The organism is Saccharopolyspora sp. ASAGF58 (assembly GCF_012277335.1).
Lineage (GTDB): Bacteria > Actinomycetota > Actinomycetes > Mycobacteriales > Pseudonocardiaceae > Saccharopolyspora > Saccharopolyspora hattusasensis.
The window spans coordinates 3,338,341-3,355,999 of sequence record NZ_CP040605.1 but is presented as its reverse complement, the minus strand read 5'-3'; the positions used below and the strand labels follow the sequence as shown (position 1 = coordinate 3,355,999).

The following is a 17,659-nucleotide window of genomic DNA, read 5'->3' as shown; positions in this document are numbered from 1 at the left end:
ACCGTTTGACCCCGCCCCACCATCAACGACGGGGACGTATGTGGGTTGAGGCAATGGTGGTCGGAGCAGCGGTGCACCGGGTTCTTCTGGAACAGCACGGTGAAGCTGCATCCGGACGGATACGGCTGCTGGGCCGAACACGGTCAGTGGGTGCGGTTCTTCCTCGAATACGACAAGGGCACCGAGGCGCTGTCGAAGGTCACGCGCAAGATCGCCGACTACGGCGCGTTCCCGACCGATTCCTTCGGCATCCTGCTGTTCTCGGTTCACTCGGCGAAGCGGGAATGGGCGCTGCGGCAAGCACTCCGGCCCGCGGTCGGCACCGCGCGTCCGCCGCTGGTAATCGCCTCCACCCCGCGCGATCAGGCGCACCCTCCTAGCCGCCGACCTCGACGGCATCGACGACCGCGCCACCCGACAACGCCAAGCCGAACGCGAACGCCTCCAGCGGGTGCTCGCCGACATCGCCCGCCGACAAAACTCGATCCTGCGGCGAGCCCAGGACAGCGACCCCGACGACCCCTTCACCACGGGCCTGCGCGGTACCTACAACGAACTGGAGGCCCAGAAGAGGGCCACACTTGCCACCGTGGCCGAGCTGGACGCCGCCGATGAAGCCGAACCAGGCAGGCCCAGCGCCGACGACGCCGCGCTACTCGACACACTGCCTACCTGGCGCTCAACCTGTCCCACGCGCCCGAGGCGCTGCTTAGACGGCTGTTCGAGGTCACCCTGCTCGCCGTCCGTCTGCATGACGACAGCGACGAGGTAACCATCACGATCAACTCCCTGCCGACGACCTACCCCAGATCGCCCACGCGGCAGAATGGATCAACGAAACGACGCCATCTACACAGGAAACGCCTGCTCAGCGAGCAGGCGGGGCTTGTGTAGATGCTGTACGTGCCCCCGGTCGGGTTCGAACCGACACTTGGACGATTTTAAGTCGTCTGCCTCTGCCAATTGGGCTACGGGGGCCTTCGGCCGCGCGCACGCGCGCCGCACTAGTTACGACGCAGCCGCGGCTCGCTCGGTTCCCAGGAACCGCCGAACGTGTTGTCCTGTTGGCCCCCTCACCAGCTCCCCCGCCCGCTCGTCGCGGCCGACAGGTCCGCGAAGCGACCTCGCACCCAGTCGTGCACAGCGGTCGAGACGTCCGCGCAGTCGGCCCGGTGTTCGAACCAGCGCCAGTCGCAGTTGACGTTCACCTCGAGGAACACCCACTCGTCGCCGACCCCGAGTAAGTCGAAGGCCGCGACGTCGAGCCGCCACTGGCGACACAGCGCCAGCAGTCGCTGGAGCAGGTCCTCGGGCACCTCGACGCGCTCCACCGCGACCGAATCCGGGTCGACCCACAGCTGCGCCGGGTCGAGCTTCCGCACCCGGAAGCCGATCGCCTGGTCGCCGATGACGAACACGCGCAGCTCCCGGTCCGCGTCCAGGTACTGCTGGACGAGCACCGGTGCCGGTTCGCGCGCTTCGCCCGTGCGCCGGATGTCCAACGGCTGCGGGAATAGGCCGCGCAACGCACCCGGTTTGGGTTCGAGCAGGTGGTGGCCGGCCGTCTTGACGATGCACCGGCCGCCGCCCGGGCGGCTGCGCCCGGGCATGGTGGTCACCGCGGTCCGCGGCACCCGCAGGCCGGCCGCCGACGCGCCTTGCAGCTGCGTCAGCCGGTCGAGGTGCTCGGTGGAGCGCACCGAGTTCACCTGCTCCCAGTCGTCGCGGCAGGCCAGCCAGTTCGCCACCGCTTGCCACTGCTCGCGGACGTACGCGCCGTGCACCGTGGCCGGATCAACCGGGATGGCGGTTATGTCGAAGTGCCGCCGCCACACCAGGACCGGGCGCAGCAGCCAGCGCTGGAACTCGATCAGCGGCGTGTCGGTGTAGATGGTGAGGGGCAGGTCGAGGCAGCGGTCGGCGTCGATGCGCAAGAGGCGGATGTCGTGGTCCGCCAACGCCAGCGACAGCTCATTCATCTCCATGTCGGCGGCGCGAGCCAGCACCAGCACGCACGGCACCGGGTCGCCCGGCTCGTCGGCGACCAGGTCGGCCCGGAACATCCGCTCCTGGAAGTCCAGCGGGGTGTCGGGCGATCGGAAGAAGTAGTCCTGGCCCTGCAACAACATCGGAGTTGGGCGAAGGGACGGCTGGTCGGTCGCCCCGGACGGGTTTCCGAGACCTGAGGGCAGCCCCTCGGCCACATCCATGCTCAGTCGTCCTTCTTCCGGAAGACCCGAGATGCTTCCTGGTAGTCCACCGCGAAGTCAGCGAGCGGTCCTTCCTCGACCTCACCGCTGCGCAGCAGGGCGGCTAGCTCCTTCAGCGTCAAGGGATTCACCCCTTCCCCCGTTGACCCATCCTTTCAGGTGAAGACCTTGCCACAGTCTTCGATTTCCCACTACGGATTGTCAAGGATAGTCGGCCCCCATGTAGCCCGCACGGAGCATGCATTGGGAACAAAAAGGCCGCGTGCCCAGTGCGGCACGCGGCCTGGTTGCTGCGAATGCCCGGCGCTCGGCCGGTCAGCTCGCGGCGGCGCGCTCGAAGGCTGCCCTCGGGTTCTGGATCTGACCCATGGACACCACCTCGCGCTTGAACAGGAACGCCAGCGTCCAGTCGATGATGATCCGCAGCTTGCGGTTGAACGTGGGCATCCGGCTCACGTGGTAGGAGCGGTGCATGAACCAAGCGATAAAGCCCTTGGCCTTGAAGCCGTAGACGTCGGCGACGCCCTTGTACAGCCCCATGCCGGCGACCGAGCCAGCGTAGGCGTGGCAGTACTCCTTGGTCGACTTGCCACGCAGCGAGGCCAGCAGGTTCCTGGCCAGCTGGTTGGCCTGCCGCACCGCGTGCTGCGCGGACGGCGCGCAGGTGGCGCCGGGGTTCTCCTCGGTCTTGGACAGGTCCGGGACCGCGGCGCAGTCACCGGCCGCCCACACGCCGGGCAGACCCTCGACCTGCAGGTGCGCGGTTGCCTTGACCCGGCCGCGCTCGTCCAGCGGCAGATCGCTGTTCTTCAGCACCGGGTTGGCCTTCACGCCCGCGTTCCACACCAGCGTGTCGGTGTCGAACTCGGTGCCGTCCGAGAGCACGGCGTGGCCGCCCTCGACGGACTTCAGGAAGGTGTTCAGGTAGACCTTGATGCCGCGCTCTTCGAGTGCCTTGACGACGTAGACGCCCATCTTCTCGCTGACCTCGGGCATCACCCGGCCAGCGGCCTCGACCAGCGCCCAGGACATGTCGTCGGGCTTGACGTTGTCGTAGTAGCGCGTGGCGTAGCGGGCCATGTCCTCCAACTCCGCCAGCGCCTCGACGCCCGCGAAGCCGCCGCCGACGAAGGTGAAGGTCAGCAGCCGGTTGCGCAGTTCGGGGTCGCCGGTGTTGGCCGCGGCGTCCATCTTGCCCAGCACGTGGTTGCGCAGGTAGGTGGCCTCACCAACGGTCTTGAGGGAGATGCCCTCTTCGGCGAGGCCGGGGATCGGCAGCAACCGGGAGACCGAGCCGAGGGCCACGACCAGCACGTCGTAGGCGATGGTCTCCGCACCCGTCTGCGGGTTCTCGACCGTGACGACCTTCTCGTCGTGCTTGATCTCGGTGACAGCGGCGGTGATCACGTTGCACCGCTTCAACACTCGTCGCAGTGGCGCTACCACGTGGCGGGGTTCGACCGAACCCGCGGCCGCTTCCGGAAGGAAGGGCTGGTAGGTCATGTGCGGCTGAGGATCGACGACCGTCACGGAGGCCTCGCGGCGACCCAGCTTCTTCTGCAGCTGAAGTGCCGTGTACATGCCGACGTAACCGCCGCCGAGGATGAGAATCCGCGTGGGATCGGATTTACCAGCCATGCGCTCATGGTCGCACCACTGCCCGCATTCGCGCTGCGCCGACCCCCCTTAATGTGACGCCAGTCGCGGATGGCATCGATCACGATCAACGCGCTGTGCACGGACAAACGCGCTGCGTACGCGCCCGGAATGGGCGGCGGGGGATGACGTCAGGGTGACATCACCGAGGTGTCATGGAGGCTGGTTTTCGCCACCCTACCGAATCTTGAACCCGGATGCCCACGCCCGAGCAATTTCTTCCGGGAGATCGGCGCCGTTGTCGCGCTCTACGACCTGACCATCGAGCAGGCGCCCGGTCAGGAGTCGATAACGCGGCTGTCCGACCAGAGCAGTTGAAGGCGTTCCGTTGCACCCCCACGCGAGTGGGGAGACTGACCTGATGGTCTGACTCTCGAGCTGGCACCCGCAGCCGAGCAAATGCACGACCTGGAGACCGTGACCGCGATCCGGCGGGTGGTCGAGCGTCACGGTGGCGGGCCGTACCCGCCGGACGAACTGGCCGGCGTCGCAGGCATGGAGGACCTCGCCGAGCTGCAACGAGTGTCACGGGCGGCGTGGCGGCTGGAGCAGGCCGAACGGGAACGGGTGTGGGCGCTGGTCTCGGCTCGGGCCGAGGGCGTCTCGATCCGGACGCTGGCGAAAGCGGCGGGGCTCTCGTCGCCGGGGCCGACGTGGAGGCGGCTGTGGAGGCGGCTGTGGAGGCGGCTAACGGATAACAGCCGCTGCCAGCGGCGACACCCACGAAAGCCGAGGGGCCTCAGGGCGAGGCAGGGCAGCTCAGCTGCTGGTCACTGCGACGCACAACCAGCCATCCGGGACAACCCGTTCCGTCCCCGCTGAGCACGCGCCGATTTTCGCAGCTCAGACGGCTCGATTCATTGACTTATGCTCCGAACGGGCGTGTACTAAAAGTGCGGTGAATCGATTGAGAGGGTCGGTGAACCGAAGGGGCGAGTCGCGACAGCCCCGAAGGAATGCAAGGTCAACTCAAGGACCGTTTCGTAGTCCTGAGCCCTGCCGGAAGTTCTGGAGCAGGCGGAGTTCAGTAGTACGAAAGACGCTCGTCAAACTCGATCGAGCTGGCGTTCCGGTAAGGGCCTCCGCAGCTGGGGAGGCATATGAAAAGGCTTCCGCAGCGCTGCGGAAGCCTTTTCATATGCTCAAAAGCGCCGCCTGCTTGGCGATCAGCGCCCGTGATCACGCGATTTTGCGGCCTGAGAAGCCCGGTTCCGTACCGCGCATAATTCCACGCGGACCTCCGCGACGCGCTGCGCCTCGTCCCCTCGGAGCGCCGCAACCTCGACCTCATGGAGCGCGAGCTCATCGAGGCGTACATGGACTGTGACGGGACCTGGCAGGCGCTGGCCGAGGCGACCGGCCAGCGTTCCGGCGACGCGGTACGCCTGCGGTACCGCCGCCTCGGTGGCACGCGTATCTGGCCCGCCGGCCGCCCCGCGACCAGCAACACCACCGCCAGCAGCGCCGCCGAGCAGCAGAGCAACGACGAGACGGAGGGGCGATGACCAGCACCGATGAGGTTGCCGTCGACGTCAGGACCGAGCTGCGGCAGTGGCAGGAGCAGCTGCAGGCCATGATCAGGCACGCGGACACCAAGGCGCAGGCCCTGGTCGGCGTGCACAGCCTCGCGATGGCCGGCGCCGTGGCGCTGGTGAAGACCTCCGCTGATGCGTCGCCGTGGTTGACCGGCGCGGCCGTCCTGGTGGGTGTGGCGCTGGTCGTGACGTTGTCGGCGCTGCTGCCCCGGCTGGGGCACGGCGGGACCAGCATCACCGCGTGGTCGCGGATGTCGGCGGCCGCCGTGCTCGCGAGCGTGGCCGACGGCGGCGCGCCGAACGCCTCGCCGAGCACGTCACGCGGCTGGCGAGGATCGCCACGCGGAAGATGCGCGCCGTCCAGCTCGCCATCTGGCTGCTGATCGCGGGCGTGGTCGGAGTGGCGCTCGGCCTGGTGTGACCAGCAGGCCAGGCCGCCCATGACCGGTGGGCCAAACTCGCCGCCGACACCCCCGACGTCACCCGAAGCACAACCGCCTGACCAACCCCTGAAGTTTTCCGCGCGGGGCGGGCGCCGCCAAGCACTCCCGCCCCGCTCTCCAACTCCCGTCAGACAGAGAACCGGAGAACACCATCATGAACGAAACACACCGTGCCCCGGACCAAGGGCGGCTTCGCACCGGCCCGCGACGTGCAGACATATCGTCCACCGCCTCCTGCGTTTTCTGTGCCATCGCCGCAGAACAGGCACCGGCCACCGTGGTGCGCCGCTGGGACACCGTGATCGCGATCCGGCCCCGGCACCCGGTCACCAGCGGGCACGTCCTCGTCATCCCTCATACCCATGTCGCCGACGTCGGTGTTGATCCCACAGTGTCGGCGCACACGATGGCGTGCGCAGCGGAACTGGCCGCCGAGCTGGCGGCGTGCAACGTCATCACCAGCCGCGGCTCGGCGGCGACGCAATCCGTCTTCCATCTGCACGTCCACGTCGTTCCCCGCGCCGGCGGCGACGGCCTGCCGCTGCCGTGGACACCGCAGCAAGCCGCCCAGCAAGCCGTCGCCTCGCCAGCTGGGGCGCGGTCATGAGCGTCACCGTCGTCTGGGCGCGCGAGCCGATCCCGGCGCAGCCGAGCGTGTTCCTCGCCGGGCCGACCCCGAAAGACGGGGAGGTCGCGTCCTGGCGGCCGAAGGCGGTCGAGCTGATCGAGGCCGCCTGGCGCCGACCGGACCGGTTGACCGTGCTCACCCCAGAATCCCGGGGCAACCTGCGCGCCGAGCGCTACGCCGATCAGTTCGCCTGGGAGAACGACGCCCGCGCCGCCGCCACCGCGATCCTGTTCTGGATTCCCCGCGACCTGAAGACGCTGCCGGGGTTCACCACCAACGTCGAGTTCGGCCATGACGTCAGCACCGGCCGGGCGGTGCTCGGATGCCCGCCGGAGTGCCCGAATCCCGAGCGCAACAGGTACCTGATCCACCTAGCCCGCCGCTACGGCGTGCCGGTCTGCGACACCCTCACCGACACCATCGCTACCGCACTTGCCCTAGTCGAGACCCGCTCGGTCACGGTTTCACGGAATTCCGCTAGGTAAATAGGCATTCACCGAACCCGTGAAATGCGTTTCACGGCAAAGGCAGAGGGCCCGGCAGTCCACGAAGACTGCCGGGCCCTCTGTGCCACCCCCTTACAGCCCCCATCGCCTCCATCGCGGGTTGTGCCTGATTAGCGATTCCGGGCGCGAACAGGGGTTCGGGATCATGCGTGGGTGCGCGCCTTGATCGCTTTCACTGTGGCCACCGTCGTCAGCACCGCGCCCGCAGCCAATGCAAAGCGCCCGATGCTCCGAAGCCTGCCGGGATGGACACGGTGTGCATTGTTGATTCTGATCTCAAGCCGCAGTACCCCCACAAATCTCGTGGCGAGGAACGCAAGGGAAAAGCACCTTCGATCGATGCCAAAGCACGCGGCTACTGCAGTGGCGGTGAAAACGTCACCGAACTGTGGGTAGATGTCCAGGTTGAACGCCTCATCAAGGGCCGCTGGACGGACACGGGTAGCTCGGTGAAGACCCCGGAACCATGCCGAGGTGATGAGATCACGCAAGGGTGTATGCGTATGGCGTTTGTGCCGTGGTGTGAGGACGGCACCTACCGTACGAAAGCTAGGCTCCGAATCACACTGGTGTCGGGACGAAACGCGTCCGGGGACTGGAAGTATGCCCCTGCTACGGGAGGGTACGACATCACATGTTGACCAAGTTGTGCCCCATGACCCACACCGTGGTCCGGTCTGGTCACGTCGAACTGAGTGAGCTGGACGAGTCGGCGCTTGACGAGCTTGCTGATCTTGTCCTCGTCCATCGTGCCGGTGCGGCGATCCCTGTGGCGTACAGCCGCCGGGTAAAGGGCTCCACGCATCGCGAGGTCCGGGCGAGTCTGAAAGCGATGGCCGAAGATGACAGTCTCGGGTTCATTCCCCCGGCTTGGGAGATCACCTTTGTAGCCCGAGCGGATGGCCGTGTTGCAGGGGTCGTGAAGTTGAACGGCCAGCGCGACGACTGCGGACCCGACCTAGACATCGAGGTCATGACCTGGTTTCCACCAAACCATCAGGAAACCGAAGCAGTGGCGGTCAACGCCATGACAGCGATGATTTTCGATCATCTCGCGCCCATGGTGGTACCCATCCACGTACGCACCGTGACGGCCGGTGATCATGCGCAGATCGCTGCCGACCAGGTCAGTGCGACGGAATCGGTTCGGGTGTCGGGTGTTGACGACTTCGCGTCGATGATCCCCTGCGATGACGAAGGACACTTCTAGACCATCCAACCCGCGTGATCGTCGGCGCACTGGATGGTTCCGAGGAAGTCCGCGCGCATCGCCTGGCCCAGCTCGCGCACCGACCCGCTGGGGCGCCGTCACCCGTGGATTGAACGCCGATCCTGCTGAGGCGTCGTCGTAGAACACCGAACAATCCGCATCCCGTACCTCAGGTACCCCTTGCAGACTCGGACCGCACAGGCGATCTCAGCCCGTTTAGCTCTGTGACCAGCAATTTTGAGCCACGTATGATCACGGGTATGGCCGCTCCGCTTCCCCAACCGCACACCAGGGACGACGCCGAACGGATCGCCGACTCGGCTCACGAGGCTTTCGGCGGCTGCACCGGCCTGACCATCGGGAACTCCAGGGTCGTGCACGGCGTTACCTGGCGGGATTGGCTGCCTGGACTGCAGCTGCCCGCGCCGCGGTGCCGGCAGGGCTTCTCCGGGCACGGCGTGCTTGGAGAACTGCGGCCGACGTCGTGGACGGTCACCTGCAAACGCTGCTGCAAGCTGCTGGACGAGCAGCCCGCGCTGGGGCTTGTATTTCCCGCGGACGCCCCGATCCAGCCGGTGCTGTGGACTCCGTGAGTTTGCGTTGGGGCTGGAAACTCCACCAGGACCCGGTGGACTGCTCGGGGCGGCTCGCTATTCTTGATCGTGACCGCACCTGCAGGCCGTCTCAGTGAGGACCTGCCGGCCATGACGGGGCAGCACCCCGGCCGGATCGAACGAGATGTGCTGTGCAGGACGTTCTGCAGGGGGTCGCTCGGGTCGGGGAAGTCACCGAGCGCCCTGCGAGAGCACGTTTGTACCGACACACGCCACGTGTTGCGCGTTCGATCGCGACACCCACGTGGGGTGAGTCGTGTCCGCTCTCGCGCTGCTGTTCCTACCCGTTCCGGCCGTGGCCGCCTCGCTGTGCATGTACCTGCACGTTCGGCATCGCCGACGCCTTGCCCGGAAAACGGCCGATGGCGGAGACCCGGCCACTCGAGAGCAGTCCCCTACCGTGCCCGACGAGGCCCTGCGGGACTGGATGCTGTTCGTAACCGCGTTGGTGCGCTCACCGGAAACGGTGCGGGCACTCGGACAATCACTGCAGCGCGATCGAGGCCAGGAACGAGCGGAGCCAAAGGCGCTCCCACCATCGCCCGAGCTGCGGGCGAACGAGTCCGACGAACCACAAGGCCCAGAACGATGACACTCCACGGGCTACTTCGTTCCCGAGATAATCGGGCATTATCTCTGATAGATTGGATCACGAGCTGGACCAACACCTCAGCCACCGAGGTATCCGGCGACGGATTATCTCGGATAGCACGGGGAGGTGCCGGTGGGCACGGTGACCGAACTCCGCTCGACGCCCGCGGGCGTGACCGTCGGGGAGGCGGTGCGGGCCTTCGAGACCCACCTGCGCACCACTCCGATCAACCGTGCCGGCGACCGCTACGCCAGCGCGCACACCGTGCGCGCCTACACCACCGCCGTCGGCTTGGTGCTGCCCGCCGCGATGCCGGTCGCCGAGCTGGCCACCGGTGACGGCGCCCTGCGGCTGCGCACCGCCTTCACCGACCGGTGGGGCACCGCCGCGGTGGCCACCCGCAACGCCAAGCGCGCCGCCCTGCTCAAGTTCGTCGACTACTGCCAGGGCGCGGGCCTGCTCGATGGTGATGCCGACCCGATGGCCGGCATCGATCCGGCGGGCACCGCCGCCTCCCAGCCCCGGACCCGGCCGCGCACCGGTATCGACGCGCTGCTCGCCGATACCGGCCACGGGCTGCGCGAGCGCGCGCTGTGGGCGCTGGCCTACGAGTCCTACGCCCGCGCCGAGGAACTCCTGCAGCTCAACGTCGAGAACCTGAACCTGCGCAACCGATCAGCCCGCACCGTCGGCAAGGGCGGTGACGAGGCGGTGATCATGTGGGACGTCGGCGCCGCCCGGCTGCTGGCCCGGCTCGTCCGCGGCCGCGCCAGCGGGCCGGTGTTCCTCACCGAGCGGCGTGGCAAGGGCGAAGCCACCGGGCAGATCGAGCGCGGCAACCTCGCCGGCGACGGCCGTAAGCGGCTGTCCTACGACCGGGCCCTGCAGCTGCTCAAGGCTGCCAGCGGTGGCTGGACCCTGCACGACCTGCGCCACTCCGGCATCTCGCACGCCCTGGAAGACGGCGTGCCGATGCCCGTGGTCATGGCGAAGAGCCGGCACCGCGACCTCGCGAGCTTCCGTCGCTACGCCAACCCGTCCCTCGAGTACGCCCAGCGCCAGGTTGAGCAGGCCCGCCGCCGCAGCCAGCGCGGCGGCCCACGCTGAGCTCCTCCTTCCCAATCCCGACTGGAAAGGACCCCCACAAAAGGCGGCCGACCTCCTGGAAGACGGCCGCCGGTGTCGCTCTGGATGAAGATCAGTGTCGGTACAAACCATTACTGTGCTGTTCGTGACCGATGAGGTGCAATCGCACTCTGACCCGCTGGCACCGTATCCGACGCTCGCGGAGCGCGACGCCGGACAGATGCCCGAGCCGGAGCTCTACGAGGACGTTCCCCCACACTTGGATGTTCATCTCCAGAGCTGGGTCACCCGCGCGCTTAAAGAGCAGGAAAGTCTCGCGCGCTCAGTCGCCAATCGATGTCGGATGACGTGGCCGGCGGCGGTTCCGACCAAGCCGTCGGGCACATTTCGTCGGATCGCCAGTGGGGAGGCGATCGCCCGCTTCTTTCGCGGCGACGAGAGCGTCGCATCTACCAGGATGCTGGACCGGCTGACCGTCCTCGATGCGATCATCAACCTGCACCCGGCTTGGGAAGAACGCCACGATCCCACGGATATCTGGTTCGAGCGAGACCGATACCGGGAGTGGATCAACCTGCTTGCAGAGCTGAACGACCTGCTCCGGGACTGTGGCTCAGCGTGGTACGTCGACGGAGAATTCCGCGGCCTGTACCGGCGGGTTGACCCCACCGCAACGCAGGCATGGCGGCAGGCACGCCAGTGCGCAGACGACGCTGGCCGGAACTTGGCTTCGCGGCGCAGGCGTGGCAGGAGATCTACGGACAGCATCCAGATCCCAGCGCTGGCTACTCCGCCGCAGTGAAGGCAGTCGAGGCCGCTGTGCTGCCCGTCGTTTTCCCTGACCGCAAGGAGAAAGGGAAAAAGCCGACGGTTCACCAGGCGCGGACCGAGTTGATCAAGCATGGCCCGCGATGGCGGTTCGTGCTCGCGGAGTCCGACCAGGTCGCTCAAGGTGAGGGCTCGGTCGATGTTGTGGCTTCGATGCTGGACCGCCTCCTGAAGGGAGAGACAGAACGACACGCCGACGACGACAACCGTCCGAGTGAGAAGGCCGAGGCCGAGGCAGCCGTCCATCTGGCAGTGCTGCTGGTTCAGTGGTTTGTAACCAGCACTGTCCGTCCCCGCGATTGAGCTGCCCCAGCCCGTCCAGCGCCGCCCAACAGCCGGACCGCGTCGATGGCGGCCACGGTTGGGCGCTCGACGTCGCCCCGGATGGACGCATCGCGACCGTCCGCGCCCCTGCCACGCTCCGGATCATCGCCCTCGACGGTGGCGCCGCCACGCTCGAGCTCGCGAAAGGCGAGCACCGCTGAGTTCGAGGCGATCGTGGCCGAGCGCGCCCTGAAGCCGGGCCAGTTCGGGCGGTTCGCACTCAGCGATTGCGCACCCATCGGTGGCTGGCGTTGGGCGGCGGGCACCGCGCACTCGTGGACTGCCACGCGGCACTGGAAGTGCTGCGGGCAATGACCGCGCCACGCGGGCAGCGATCCTGATCGTTCGCGCCCGGGCATACTGAAGATCACTGTCCGTTATCGGTAGTTGACTGAAAGGTTCGGTGCTGCATGGTGCAGTCGCGTGGGGACGATCAGCTTTTCCAGATCCCGGCCGATACCCCGGAGGAGGTGCGTGAGTTCCTGGATCGGGGGCACCATCGCGCGAGCCTTGTTGAGGACGGCCGGATCATGATGGATCCGGGCCAGGTGCTGACCAACATCGAGAACACGATGCGGCGGATCGACGCCGACATCAACGTGCAGGTCAGCATTGCCGACGACATCGCCACCGAGAAAGAGCTCATGGTGATGATGGACGACTTTCGGATGGCCGAGCCGCTGATCGTCTTCCTAGTCAACACCGGGATGCAGATCATGAAGGCCGATGGCTACCCGGCCGAGCTGGTGACCAAGCCGCTACCGGATCACTACGACATCACCGTGCTGGTGCCCGCGCTGACGGTCAACAAGCGCCAGCACCAGATCGCGAAAGCGATCTTCGATCGACGCAGCACCAGCCCAGCCGACCTGACCGAGGACGACGTCGCCGGCGAGATCGAGCCGCTCGACCTCGCCGGGAAGATCGAAGTCTTCATCATCTTGTTCTACATGTGGGGCACCAAGATCGGCGCGATGAAGCACCGCGCCGACACCGAGTAGACGCCGGACCCATTACGCCCTCCTACCGAGGGTGTTCACCCGTTCCCGGCGCTGTCCTGAGCAGGCCGAGAGCGGGGTGGCTCGCTCACCACCGCATTCGGCCACGGTTCACCGCACTCCTGCACGACGAGGTCCGCGGACTTCGCGCAGCCCTCCGGTCCGGGCAGCTTTCGACCTACGAGGTCGAAAGCAGTTCCTCGGCCACCCCTGGCCGGGACGGCGCCATTCGTCCCCGTGAGTGGTTTGAGGTGCTGTAGCACCTAAAACCACTCACGGGCCTCAGGTGAAGGAGAGCGAGTGGTCCGCCGAGCACATCGCCCGCCCGCGACATGACGCCAGCAAGAAGAAGACCTTCACGAGGAAGGCGCAGTGTGACCATGCAGACCAAGAAGAAGACCGAAAATCTCCCCAGACCGGCCGAAGAACTCGAAGAGCTGGCCGCGTACTACGACGAGCACGACAACGCACCCGGTAAAGGGCGAAGATCTGACACAAATCAACGAACGCCTCGCCCGAATCGAGGCCGCCCTGACCGGACAACCAAAAGTAACGGCGCTGATCGAGCGTAGCCCGGTCATGGCTCATCCGATCCCCGCCAGGTCCTTCGCCTGTTCCAGCACGCCGCGCAGCATCGCCGGGGCCAGCTTGCCCGTGAAGGTGTTCTGCTGCCTCAACGTTCCGTATTTATTGGCGCCCGGCCCTCTGGCAGTCGCTGGAGCGAACATGGAGGCTCAACGCGCCTCGATCGCATGACTGATGTGGTCGCCGATGGCAGAGACATCATCCAGGTCACCAGTGGCCACAGCGATAATGAAGTCATATGCCTCGTCGTTGGAGAAGGTCAGCCGCCTTCCGTTTACACCGAGAAAGGCAATCATCGCAGCCAAAGCCAGTCGTTTGTTTCCGTCGACAAGAGGATGGTTGCGGGCAAGGGAATGCAGCAACGCCGCAGTCTTCGCTTCGAGACTGGTATACGCATCGCCACCGAACACCGATGCGCGTGGCCGCGCCAACGCCGCCTCAAGCAACCCGTAGTCTCGGACCTCAACCTTGCCGTCCAGCGTTCGCTCAGCGACGTGGATCAGTTCATCCAGCGTCAGGTAAATCACTGACCGAGTCGCTCCAGCGCCTCCGAGTAACGCGGCAGCTCATCGTCAAGAACCCGGTCCAGCAGGTCGGCTCTGCTGTGGCCCTCTACGTACTCCCGAATGGCCTGCCGCACGACATCCTGCATCGAGCGGTGCTCATACTCGGCGCGACGGCGCAGAGCCTCGGCTTCGCCATCTGAAAGGCGCAGAGTCATCGGCATGGAGGCATGGTATCACGAGTGATACCGCTTTGCCTGTCGTGGCAATCCTGCCAGCCCCTTCGCCTGTTCCAACACCTCCCGCAACATCTCCGGGGTCAGCTTTCCCGTGAAGGTGTTCTGCTGGCTGACGTGGTAGCAGCCGAGGAGGTGGAGGGGGTTCCCGCCGTCCGCCGGCGGGAGCTCTACGTGGGCGTTGTGGCCGAACTTCGGTCGGGGTGTGGGGACTTCCCAGGCCGCGTCCGCCAGGACCGGGAGCAGGGCTTGCCAGCCGAACGCACCCAGCACCACGACCGCGTGCAGCGTCGGGCGCAGCAGGTCGAGTTCGCGGACCAGCCACGGGCGGCAGGTGTCGCGTTCGGTCGGCGTCGGTTTGTTGGCTGGCGGGGCGCAGTGCACCGGCGCCGTGATCCTGGTGTGGCGCAACGTCAAACCGTCGTCGATGTGCCGGGCCGCCGGCTGCGAAGCCAGGCCGACGTCGTAGAGCGCCTGGAACAGCACATCGCCGGAGCGGTCGCCGGTGAAGATCCGGCCCGTCCGGTTCCCGCCGTGCGCCGCCGGGGCAAGTCCGACGATCGCGATCTCCGCGTCCGGCGGGCCGAAGCCGGGCACCGGCCGGCCCCAGTACTCCTCGTCGCGGAACGCCGCGCGCTTGACCCGCGCCACCTCTTCCCGCCACTCGACCAGCCGCGGGCAGGCGGTGCAGTGGGTGACCAGCTCGTCGAGTTCGGCGATCCGGTTCGCGTTCGGGGCTGCGGCGGCGGGGTCGCCGACCGGGTCGGCGATCAGCCTGGAGGGCGTGTCGGGCACCTCCCAAAAATGGCAGAAAACCCGTTCGACGGCACGTAATGTGGGCGGCATGGCAGCCAGCGAGGAGAAATCCGACGAGGTCAAGGAATCGACCACCCCGGCCGAACCGGTCGATGATCTGGTCAGCACCCACCACACGATCACCGCGGACGGCGCGGAACTGGCCTACACCGCGACGACCGGCCGGATCGTGTTGCGCGAAGAGGTCCACACCGACGGCAAGTTCGAGGGCTACAAGCCCAAGGCCGAGGTGTTCCTGACCTCCTACGTGGCCGACGCCGAACCCGGCACCAGACCGGTGACGTTCGCGTTCAACGGCGGCCCGGGCTCCTCCAGCGTGTGGCTGCACCTCGGGCTGCTCGGCCCGCGCCGGGTCGTCTCCGGCGACGCCGGAGATCTCGCGCCGCCGCCGTACGGACTGGTCGACAACCCGGAAACCCTGCTGCGGCACAGCGATCTGGTGTTCATCGACCCGGTGTCCACCGGGTACTCGCGGGCGGTCGAGGGCGGCACGCCGGGCGATTTCCACGGCTACCAGCGGGACATCGAGTCGATCGCCGAGGTCATCCGGCTGTGGACCACCCGCAACGGCCGCTGGATGTCGCCGAAGTACCTCGCCGGCGAGTCCTACGGCACGCTGCGCGCCGCCGCGCTCGCCGAGCACCTGCAGTCGCGGCACGGGCTCTACCCGAACGGCCTGCTGCTGATCTCCTCGGTGCTGGACATGGGCACGATCCGGTTCACCGAAGGTAACGACCTGCCGTACTCGCTGTTCCTGCCGACGTACGCGGCGATCGCGCACTACCACGGCAAGCACGGCGACCGGCCGCTGCGCGAGGTCCTGGACGAGGCGGAGAAGTTCGCCGCCGAGGACTACCCGTGGGCGCTGGCTCGCGGCGCGCGGTTGAGCTCGTCCGAGCGCGAGGACATCGTTCGGCGGGTCGCCGCGTTGTCCGGGCTGTCCGAGGAATATGTCGACCGCGCCAACCTGCGCATCGAACACATCCGGTTCTTCACCGAGTTGCTGCGCGACCAGCGGGCGACGGTCGGCCGGATGGACGGCCGGTTCACCGGCTGGGAGCCGGATGCCGCCGGGGAGCACTTCAGCGACGACCCGAGCATCTCCGGCATCCGCGGCGCCTACGCGGCGGCGATCAACCACTACCTGCGCGAAGAGCTCGACTACGCCAGCGACCTGCCGTACGAGACGCTGTCCAGCCGGGTGCAGCCCTGGTCCTACAAGGAGTTCGAGGGCGCGAGCGTGTCCGTTGTGGACAAGCTCGGTGCGGCGTTCCAGGCCAACCAGCACCTGCGGATCCACGTCGGCTGCGGCTACACCGACGGCGCGACCCCGTACTTCGCGGCCGAGCACGTGCTGGCGCAGCTGCCGATTCCGGAGCGGCTGCGGGAGAACGTCGACGTCCGCTACTACCCCGCAGGCCACATGATGTACGTCCACGAGGAGTCCCGGATCCAGCAGTCCGCCGACCTGGCGGAGTTCGTGGCACAACGCGTGTAGCGGATCCCCCGAACAGCGGCCCTCGCGCACATCTGATCAGCTGGTCAGCTGGTCAGCTGGTCAGCTGGTCAGCTCCGCGGATCGCCGGAACTTACTCGCGAACCGAGTGATCACCGCGGAAACCAGCCGGGACCTGCGGTTCGGGCCGCTGGCCTACCACTGGCTGATCACCGGCGAGCCGCTGGACCGGGCCACCGCCGAGACGCTGATCGCGGCCGCCCGCAGGGCCGTCTCGCACGGTGCTGCGGCGCCGCAGTGGGCTGGAACCACCAGCAGGCCCCGCTCCTGGCGAACGGGAGCGGGGCCTGCTGGCGCGGAAATCAGTGCTTGCCGACCACCTGGGCCTGGGTGTTGTCCTGCCAGTCCCCGGCCTGGGTCTGGTTGGCGTTGTTGGTCTGGTTCGAGCCGGTGTTGGCGATCTGCTCCTTGCCGCCGATCTGGACGACCGTCGAGGGCGAAACGTTCGTGTTCGTCGGCTTGCTCACCTGGATCTCGTTCTGGTTCTGCACCTGCGTCGGGGACCCGTCGTCCTTGACCAGCTGCGCCTGGGCGTTGCCGTCCCAGTCGCCGTCCTGGTCCTGGTCGGCGTTGTTGGTCTGAGTCGAGCCGGTGTTCGCGACCTGCTTGTGACCGCCGATCTGGACCACGGTCGAGGGCGAAACGTTCGTGTTCGTCGGCTTGCTCACCTGGACTTCGTCCTGGTTCTGCACCTGCGTCGGGGAGCCATCGTGGTGGCCGTCGGCCATCGCCACGGCCGTCGCTCCGAGCAGCATCGGGAGGCTCACAGCGGCAACCGTCAGCACGCGCTTCGCAGTACGCATCAAAGCACTTCCTTCCAAGAGAACCGGGACTTGCGGCGCCGAGTTCCGCGCCGACCAATTCGGACGAGGCGAACCGGTTCCAACACTTCTCCGTCAGCCTCGCACGGAATACCGTATCGCCATCGGCACAAAGGTCGGCAACTCGGAACAACAGGGCTCACCTCATGCGGTGACACCGCATTCGAAAATCGCAACCACGGATCGGTGAACGGCACGAGGATCGACATTTTCCCAACTCAACACGATGTAAGAGGCCTTTTCGAGGCACATTCCACCCTTTTTCGCGACGCGCGGCGAGCCAGATTCGATCAATTACAAAAGATCAATTGAATCCGTGCGCCATAAACAAATCCGGAGACCAGCCCGGAACATCACCCGAAAAATACGAAAACGATTCCACCCAAGGCGACACCGCGTGGATTCACCGACGGCGGCGGCGAATCCAGCCCGCCCAACCACCCGTTCGGATTCATCCCAATTGTCCGAAACTCGGGCACAACCTCCGCTCCGTCCGATGCATTTGATCGGTCTGCATGTAGCATCTCTGCTACAAGCAGACCTATCCTTGCT

General features: G+C 66.7%; 21 protein-coding genes, 1 tRNA gene and 1 pseudogene. 15 read left to right on the top strand and 8 right to left on the bottom strand.

Features of this window, described 5'->3' with window-relative positions; translation table 11 throughout:
• Positions 1-45: 45 nt before the first annotated feature.
• Positions 46-219, top strand: a pseudogene (locus FDZ84_RS40005) (replication-relaxation family protein); the annotation flags it as partial.
• A 685-nt stretch (positions 220-904) separates the two neighbouring features.
• On the opposite strand, the gene FDZ84_RS16000 reads toward FDZ84_RS40005, so the two are convergent.
• The 3 genes from FDZ84_RS16000 to FDZ84_RS15990 form a co-directional block, all read right to left on the bottom strand.
• Positions 905-978: transfer RNA gene (locus FDZ84_RS16000), tRNA-Leu, on the bottom strand.
• A 95-nt stretch (positions 979-1,073) separates the two neighbouring features.
• The gene (locus FDZ84_RS15995; protein ID WP_246869036.1) at positions 1,074-2,210 is read right to left on the bottom strand and encodes a RimK family alpha-L-glutamate ligase; all 1,137 of its coding nucleotides are present in this window, start codon (positions 2,208-2,210) and stop codon (positions 1,074-1,076) included.
• Between the two features lie 315 nt (positions 2,211-2,525).
• Positions 2,526-3,848, bottom strand: a complete 1,323-nt coding sequence (locus FDZ84_RS15990) for an NAD(P)/FAD-dependent oxidoreductase (RefSeq protein ID WP_168586563.1) — start codon at positions 3,846-3,848, stop codon at positions 2,526-2,528.
• 417 nt (positions 3,849-4,265) lie between these two features.
• On the opposite strand from FDZ84_RS15990, the gene FDZ84_RS15985 reads away from it, so the two are divergent.
• The 5 genes from FDZ84_RS15985 (at position 4,266) to FDZ84_RS15965 (ending at position 6,957) form a co-directional block, all read left to right on the top strand.
• A complete protein-coding gene (locus tag FDZ84_RS15985) occupies positions 4,266-4,688 on the top strand; it encodes a hypothetical protein (protein WP_168584100.1) in 423 nt (140 codons plus the stop codon).
• Positions 4,689-5,155: 467 nt separating this feature from the next.
• Positions 5,156-5,371, top strand: a complete 216-nt coding sequence (locus FDZ84_RS15980; RefSeq protein ID WP_168586562.1) for a hypothetical protein — start codon at positions 5,156-5,158, stop codon at positions 5,369-5,371.
• Positions 5,368-5,784, top strand: coding sequence for a hypothetical protein (locus FDZ84_RS15975; protein WP_168586561.1), 417 nt, complete (start codon positions 5,368-5,370; stop codon positions 5,782-5,784). Before FDZ84_RS15980 ends, FDZ84_RS15975 begins: the two co-directional genes overlap by 4 nt.
• A 214-nt stretch (positions 5,785-5,998) precedes the next feature.
• The gene (locus FDZ84_RS15970) at positions 5,999-6,451 is read left to right on the top strand and encodes an HIT family protein (protein ID WP_168586560.1); all 453 of its coding nucleotides are present in this window, start codon (positions 5,999-6,001) and stop codon (positions 6,449-6,451) included.
• The gene (locus FDZ84_RS15965; RefSeq protein WP_168586559.1) at positions 6,448-6,957 is read left to right on the top strand and encodes a nucleoside 2-deoxyribosyltransferase domain-containing protein; all 510 of its coding nucleotides are present in this window, start codon (positions 6,448-6,450) and stop codon (positions 6,955-6,957) included. The genes FDZ84_RS15970 and FDZ84_RS15965 overlap by 4 nt, the downstream gene beginning before the upstream one ends.
• 164 nt (positions 6,958-7,121) lie before the next feature.
• Here the strand turns inward: FDZ84_RS15965 and FDZ84_RS15960 are convergent, their stop codons facing one another.
• Positions 7,122-7,469: a hypothetical protein gene (locus tag FDZ84_RS15960; protein WP_168586558.1), complete on the bottom strand. Its 348-nt coding sequence runs from the start codon at positions 7,467-7,469 to the stop codon at positions 7,122-7,124.
• 164 nt (positions 7,470-7,633) lie between these two features.
• Here FDZ84_RS15960 and FDZ84_RS15955 point away from each other — a divergent pair, with 164 nt between their 5' ends.
• The 8 genes from FDZ84_RS15955 (at position 7,634) to FDZ84_RS15920 (ending at position 12,633) form a co-directional block, all read left to right on the top strand.
• Positions 7,634-8,188 carry a hypothetical protein gene (locus FDZ84_RS15955; RefSeq protein ID WP_168586557.1) on the top strand — a complete coding sequence of 185 codons (555 nt, stop codon included), beginning with the start codon at positions 7,634-7,636 and terminating at the stop codon, positions 8,186-8,188.
• A gap of 260 nt (positions 8,189-8,448) precedes the next feature.
• Complete coding sequence (locus FDZ84_RS15950; protein WP_168586556.1) at positions 8,449-8,781, top strand: hypothetical protein; 333 nt, start codon at positions 8,449-8,451, stop codon at positions 8,779-8,781.
• A gap of 277 nt (positions 8,782-9,058) precedes the next feature.
• On the top strand, positions 9,059-9,394 hold the full coding sequence (locus tag FDZ84_RS15945) for a hypothetical protein (RefSeq protein WP_168586555.1): 336 nt from the start codon (positions 9,059-9,061) through the stop codon (positions 9,392-9,394).
• A gap of 132 nt (positions 9,395-9,526) precedes the next feature.
• On the top strand, positions 9,527-10,501 hold the full coding sequence (locus FDZ84_RS15940; protein ID WP_168586554.1) for a site-specific integrase: 975 nt from the start codon (positions 9,527-9,529) through the stop codon (positions 10,499-10,501).
• Between the two features lie 94 nt (positions 10,502-10,595).
• Positions 10,596-11,282: a hypothetical protein gene (locus FDZ84_RS15935; RefSeq protein WP_168586553.1), complete on the top strand. Its 687-nt coding sequence runs from the start codon at positions 10,596-10,598 to the stop codon at positions 11,280-11,282.
• A gap of 17 nt (positions 11,283-11,299) precedes the next feature.
• Positions 11,300-11,611, top strand: a complete 312-nt coding sequence (locus FDZ84_RS15930; RefSeq protein ID WP_168586552.1) for a hypothetical protein — start codon at positions 11,300-11,302, stop codon at positions 11,609-11,611.
• Positions 11,608-11,793: a hypothetical protein gene (locus tag FDZ84_RS15925; protein ID WP_168586551.1), complete on the top strand. Its 186-nt coding sequence runs from the start codon at positions 11,608-11,610 to the stop codon at positions 11,791-11,793. The genes FDZ84_RS15930 and FDZ84_RS15925 overlap by 4 nt, the downstream gene beginning before the upstream one ends.
• 249 nt (positions 11,794-12,042) lie before the next feature.
• The gene (locus FDZ84_RS15920) at positions 12,043-12,633 is read left to right on the top strand and encodes a hypothetical protein (RefSeq protein WP_168586550.1); all 591 of its coding nucleotides are present in this window, start codon (positions 12,043-12,045) and stop codon (positions 12,631-12,633) included.
• A gap of 731 nt (positions 12,634-13,364) precedes the next feature.
• Here the strand turns inward: FDZ84_RS15920 and FDZ84_RS15910 are convergent.
• Genes FDZ84_RS15910 through FDZ84_RS15900 form a run of 3 tightly spaced genes read right to left on the bottom strand, consistent with a single transcriptional unit; the run spans position 13,365 to position 14,674 of the window.
• Entirely contained in the window at positions 13,365-13,742 is a 378-nt protein-coding gene (locus tag FDZ84_RS15910; RefSeq protein WP_168586549.1) for a type II toxin-antitoxin system death-on-curing family toxin, read from the bottom strand.
• Entirely contained in the window at positions 13,739-13,936 is a 198-nt protein-coding gene (locus FDZ84_RS40000; protein ID WP_168590094.1) for a ribbon-helix-helix protein, CopG family, read from the bottom strand. The genes FDZ84_RS15910 and FDZ84_RS40000 overlap by 4 nt, the downstream gene beginning before the upstream one ends.
• Before the next feature lie 18 nt (positions 13,937-13,954).
• Positions 13,955-14,674, bottom strand: coding sequence for a uracil-DNA glycosylase (locus tag FDZ84_RS15900; protein ID WP_168590093.1), 720 nt, complete (start codon positions 14,672-14,674; stop codon positions 13,955-13,957).
• A 124-nt stretch (positions 14,675-14,798) separates the two neighbouring features.
• Between FDZ84_RS15900 and FDZ84_RS15895 the strand changes: the two genes are divergently transcribed.
• Positions 14,799-16,268, top strand: coding sequence for a S10 family peptidase (locus tag FDZ84_RS15895; protein ID WP_168586548.1), 1,470 nt, complete (start codon positions 14,799-14,801; stop codon positions 16,266-16,268).
• A gap of 320 nt (positions 16,269-16,588) precedes the next feature.
• Here the strand turns inward: FDZ84_RS15895 and FDZ84_RS15890 are convergent, their stop codons facing one another.
• Positions 16,589-17,089, bottom strand: coding sequence for a hypothetical protein (locus FDZ84_RS15890; RefSeq protein ID WP_168586547.1), 501 nt, complete (start codon positions 17,087-17,089; stop codon positions 16,589-16,591).
• Positions 17,090-17,659: the final 570 nt, after the last annotated feature.

What these genes read in the sequence shown, in the direction of transcription:
- FDZ84_RS15895 (WP_168586548.1), top strand. Translation starts at nt 14,799, where the DNA reads ATGGCAGCCAGCGAGGAGAAATCCGACGAGGTCAAGGAATCGACCACC.
- FDZ84_RS15890 (WP_168586547.1), bottom strand. Translation starts at nt 17,089, where the DNA reads ATGCGTACTGCGAAGCGCGTGCTGACGGTTGCCGCTGTGAGCCTCCCG.
- FDZ84_RS15980 (WP_168586562.1), top strand. Translation starts at nt 5,156, where the DNA reads ATGGAGCGCGAGCTCATCGAGGCGTACATGGACTGTGACGGGACCTGG.
- FDZ84_RS40000 (WP_168590094.1), bottom strand. Translation starts at nt 13,936, where the DNA reads ATGACTCTGCGCCTTTCAGATGGCGAAGCCGAGGCTCTGCGCCGTCGC.
- FDZ84_RS15920 (WP_168586550.1), top strand. Translation starts at nt 12,043, where the DNA reads ATGGTGCAGTCGCGTGGGGACGATCAGCTTTTCCAGATCCCGGCCGAT.
- FDZ84_RS15965 (WP_168586559.1), top strand. Translation starts at nt 6,448, where the DNA reads ATGAGCGTCACCGTCGTCTGGGCGCGCGAGCCGATCCCGGCGCAGCCG.
- FDZ84_RS15985 (WP_168584100.1), top strand. Translation starts at nt 4,266, where the DNA reads ATGCACGACCTGGAGACCGTGACCGCGATCCGGCGGGTGGTCGAGCGT.
- FDZ84_RS15970 (WP_168586560.1), top strand. Translation starts at nt 5,999, where the DNA reads ATGAACGAAACACACCGTGCCCCGGACCAAGGGCGGCTTCGCACCGGC.
- FDZ84_RS15950 (WP_168586556.1), top strand. Translation starts at nt 8,449, where the DNA reads ATGGCCGCTCCGCTTCCCCAACCGCACACCAGGGACGACGCCGAACGG.
- FDZ84_RS15955 (WP_168586557.1), top strand. Translation starts at nt 7,634, where the DNA reads ATGACCCACACCGTGGTCCGGTCTGGTCACGTCGAACTGAGTGAGCTG.
- FDZ84_RS15990 (WP_168586563.1), bottom strand. Translation starts at nt 3,848, where the DNA reads ATGGCTGGTAAATCCGATCCCACGCGGATTCTCATCCTCGGCGGCGGT.
- FDZ84_RS15975 (WP_168586561.1), top strand. Translation starts at nt 5,368, where the DNA reads ATGACCAGCACCGATGAGGTTGCCGTCGACGTCAGGACCGAGCTGCGG.
- FDZ84_RS15995 (WP_246869036.1), bottom strand. Translation starts at nt 2,210, where the DNA reads ATGGATGTGGCCGAGGGGCTGCCCTCAGGTCTCGGAAACCCGTCCGGG.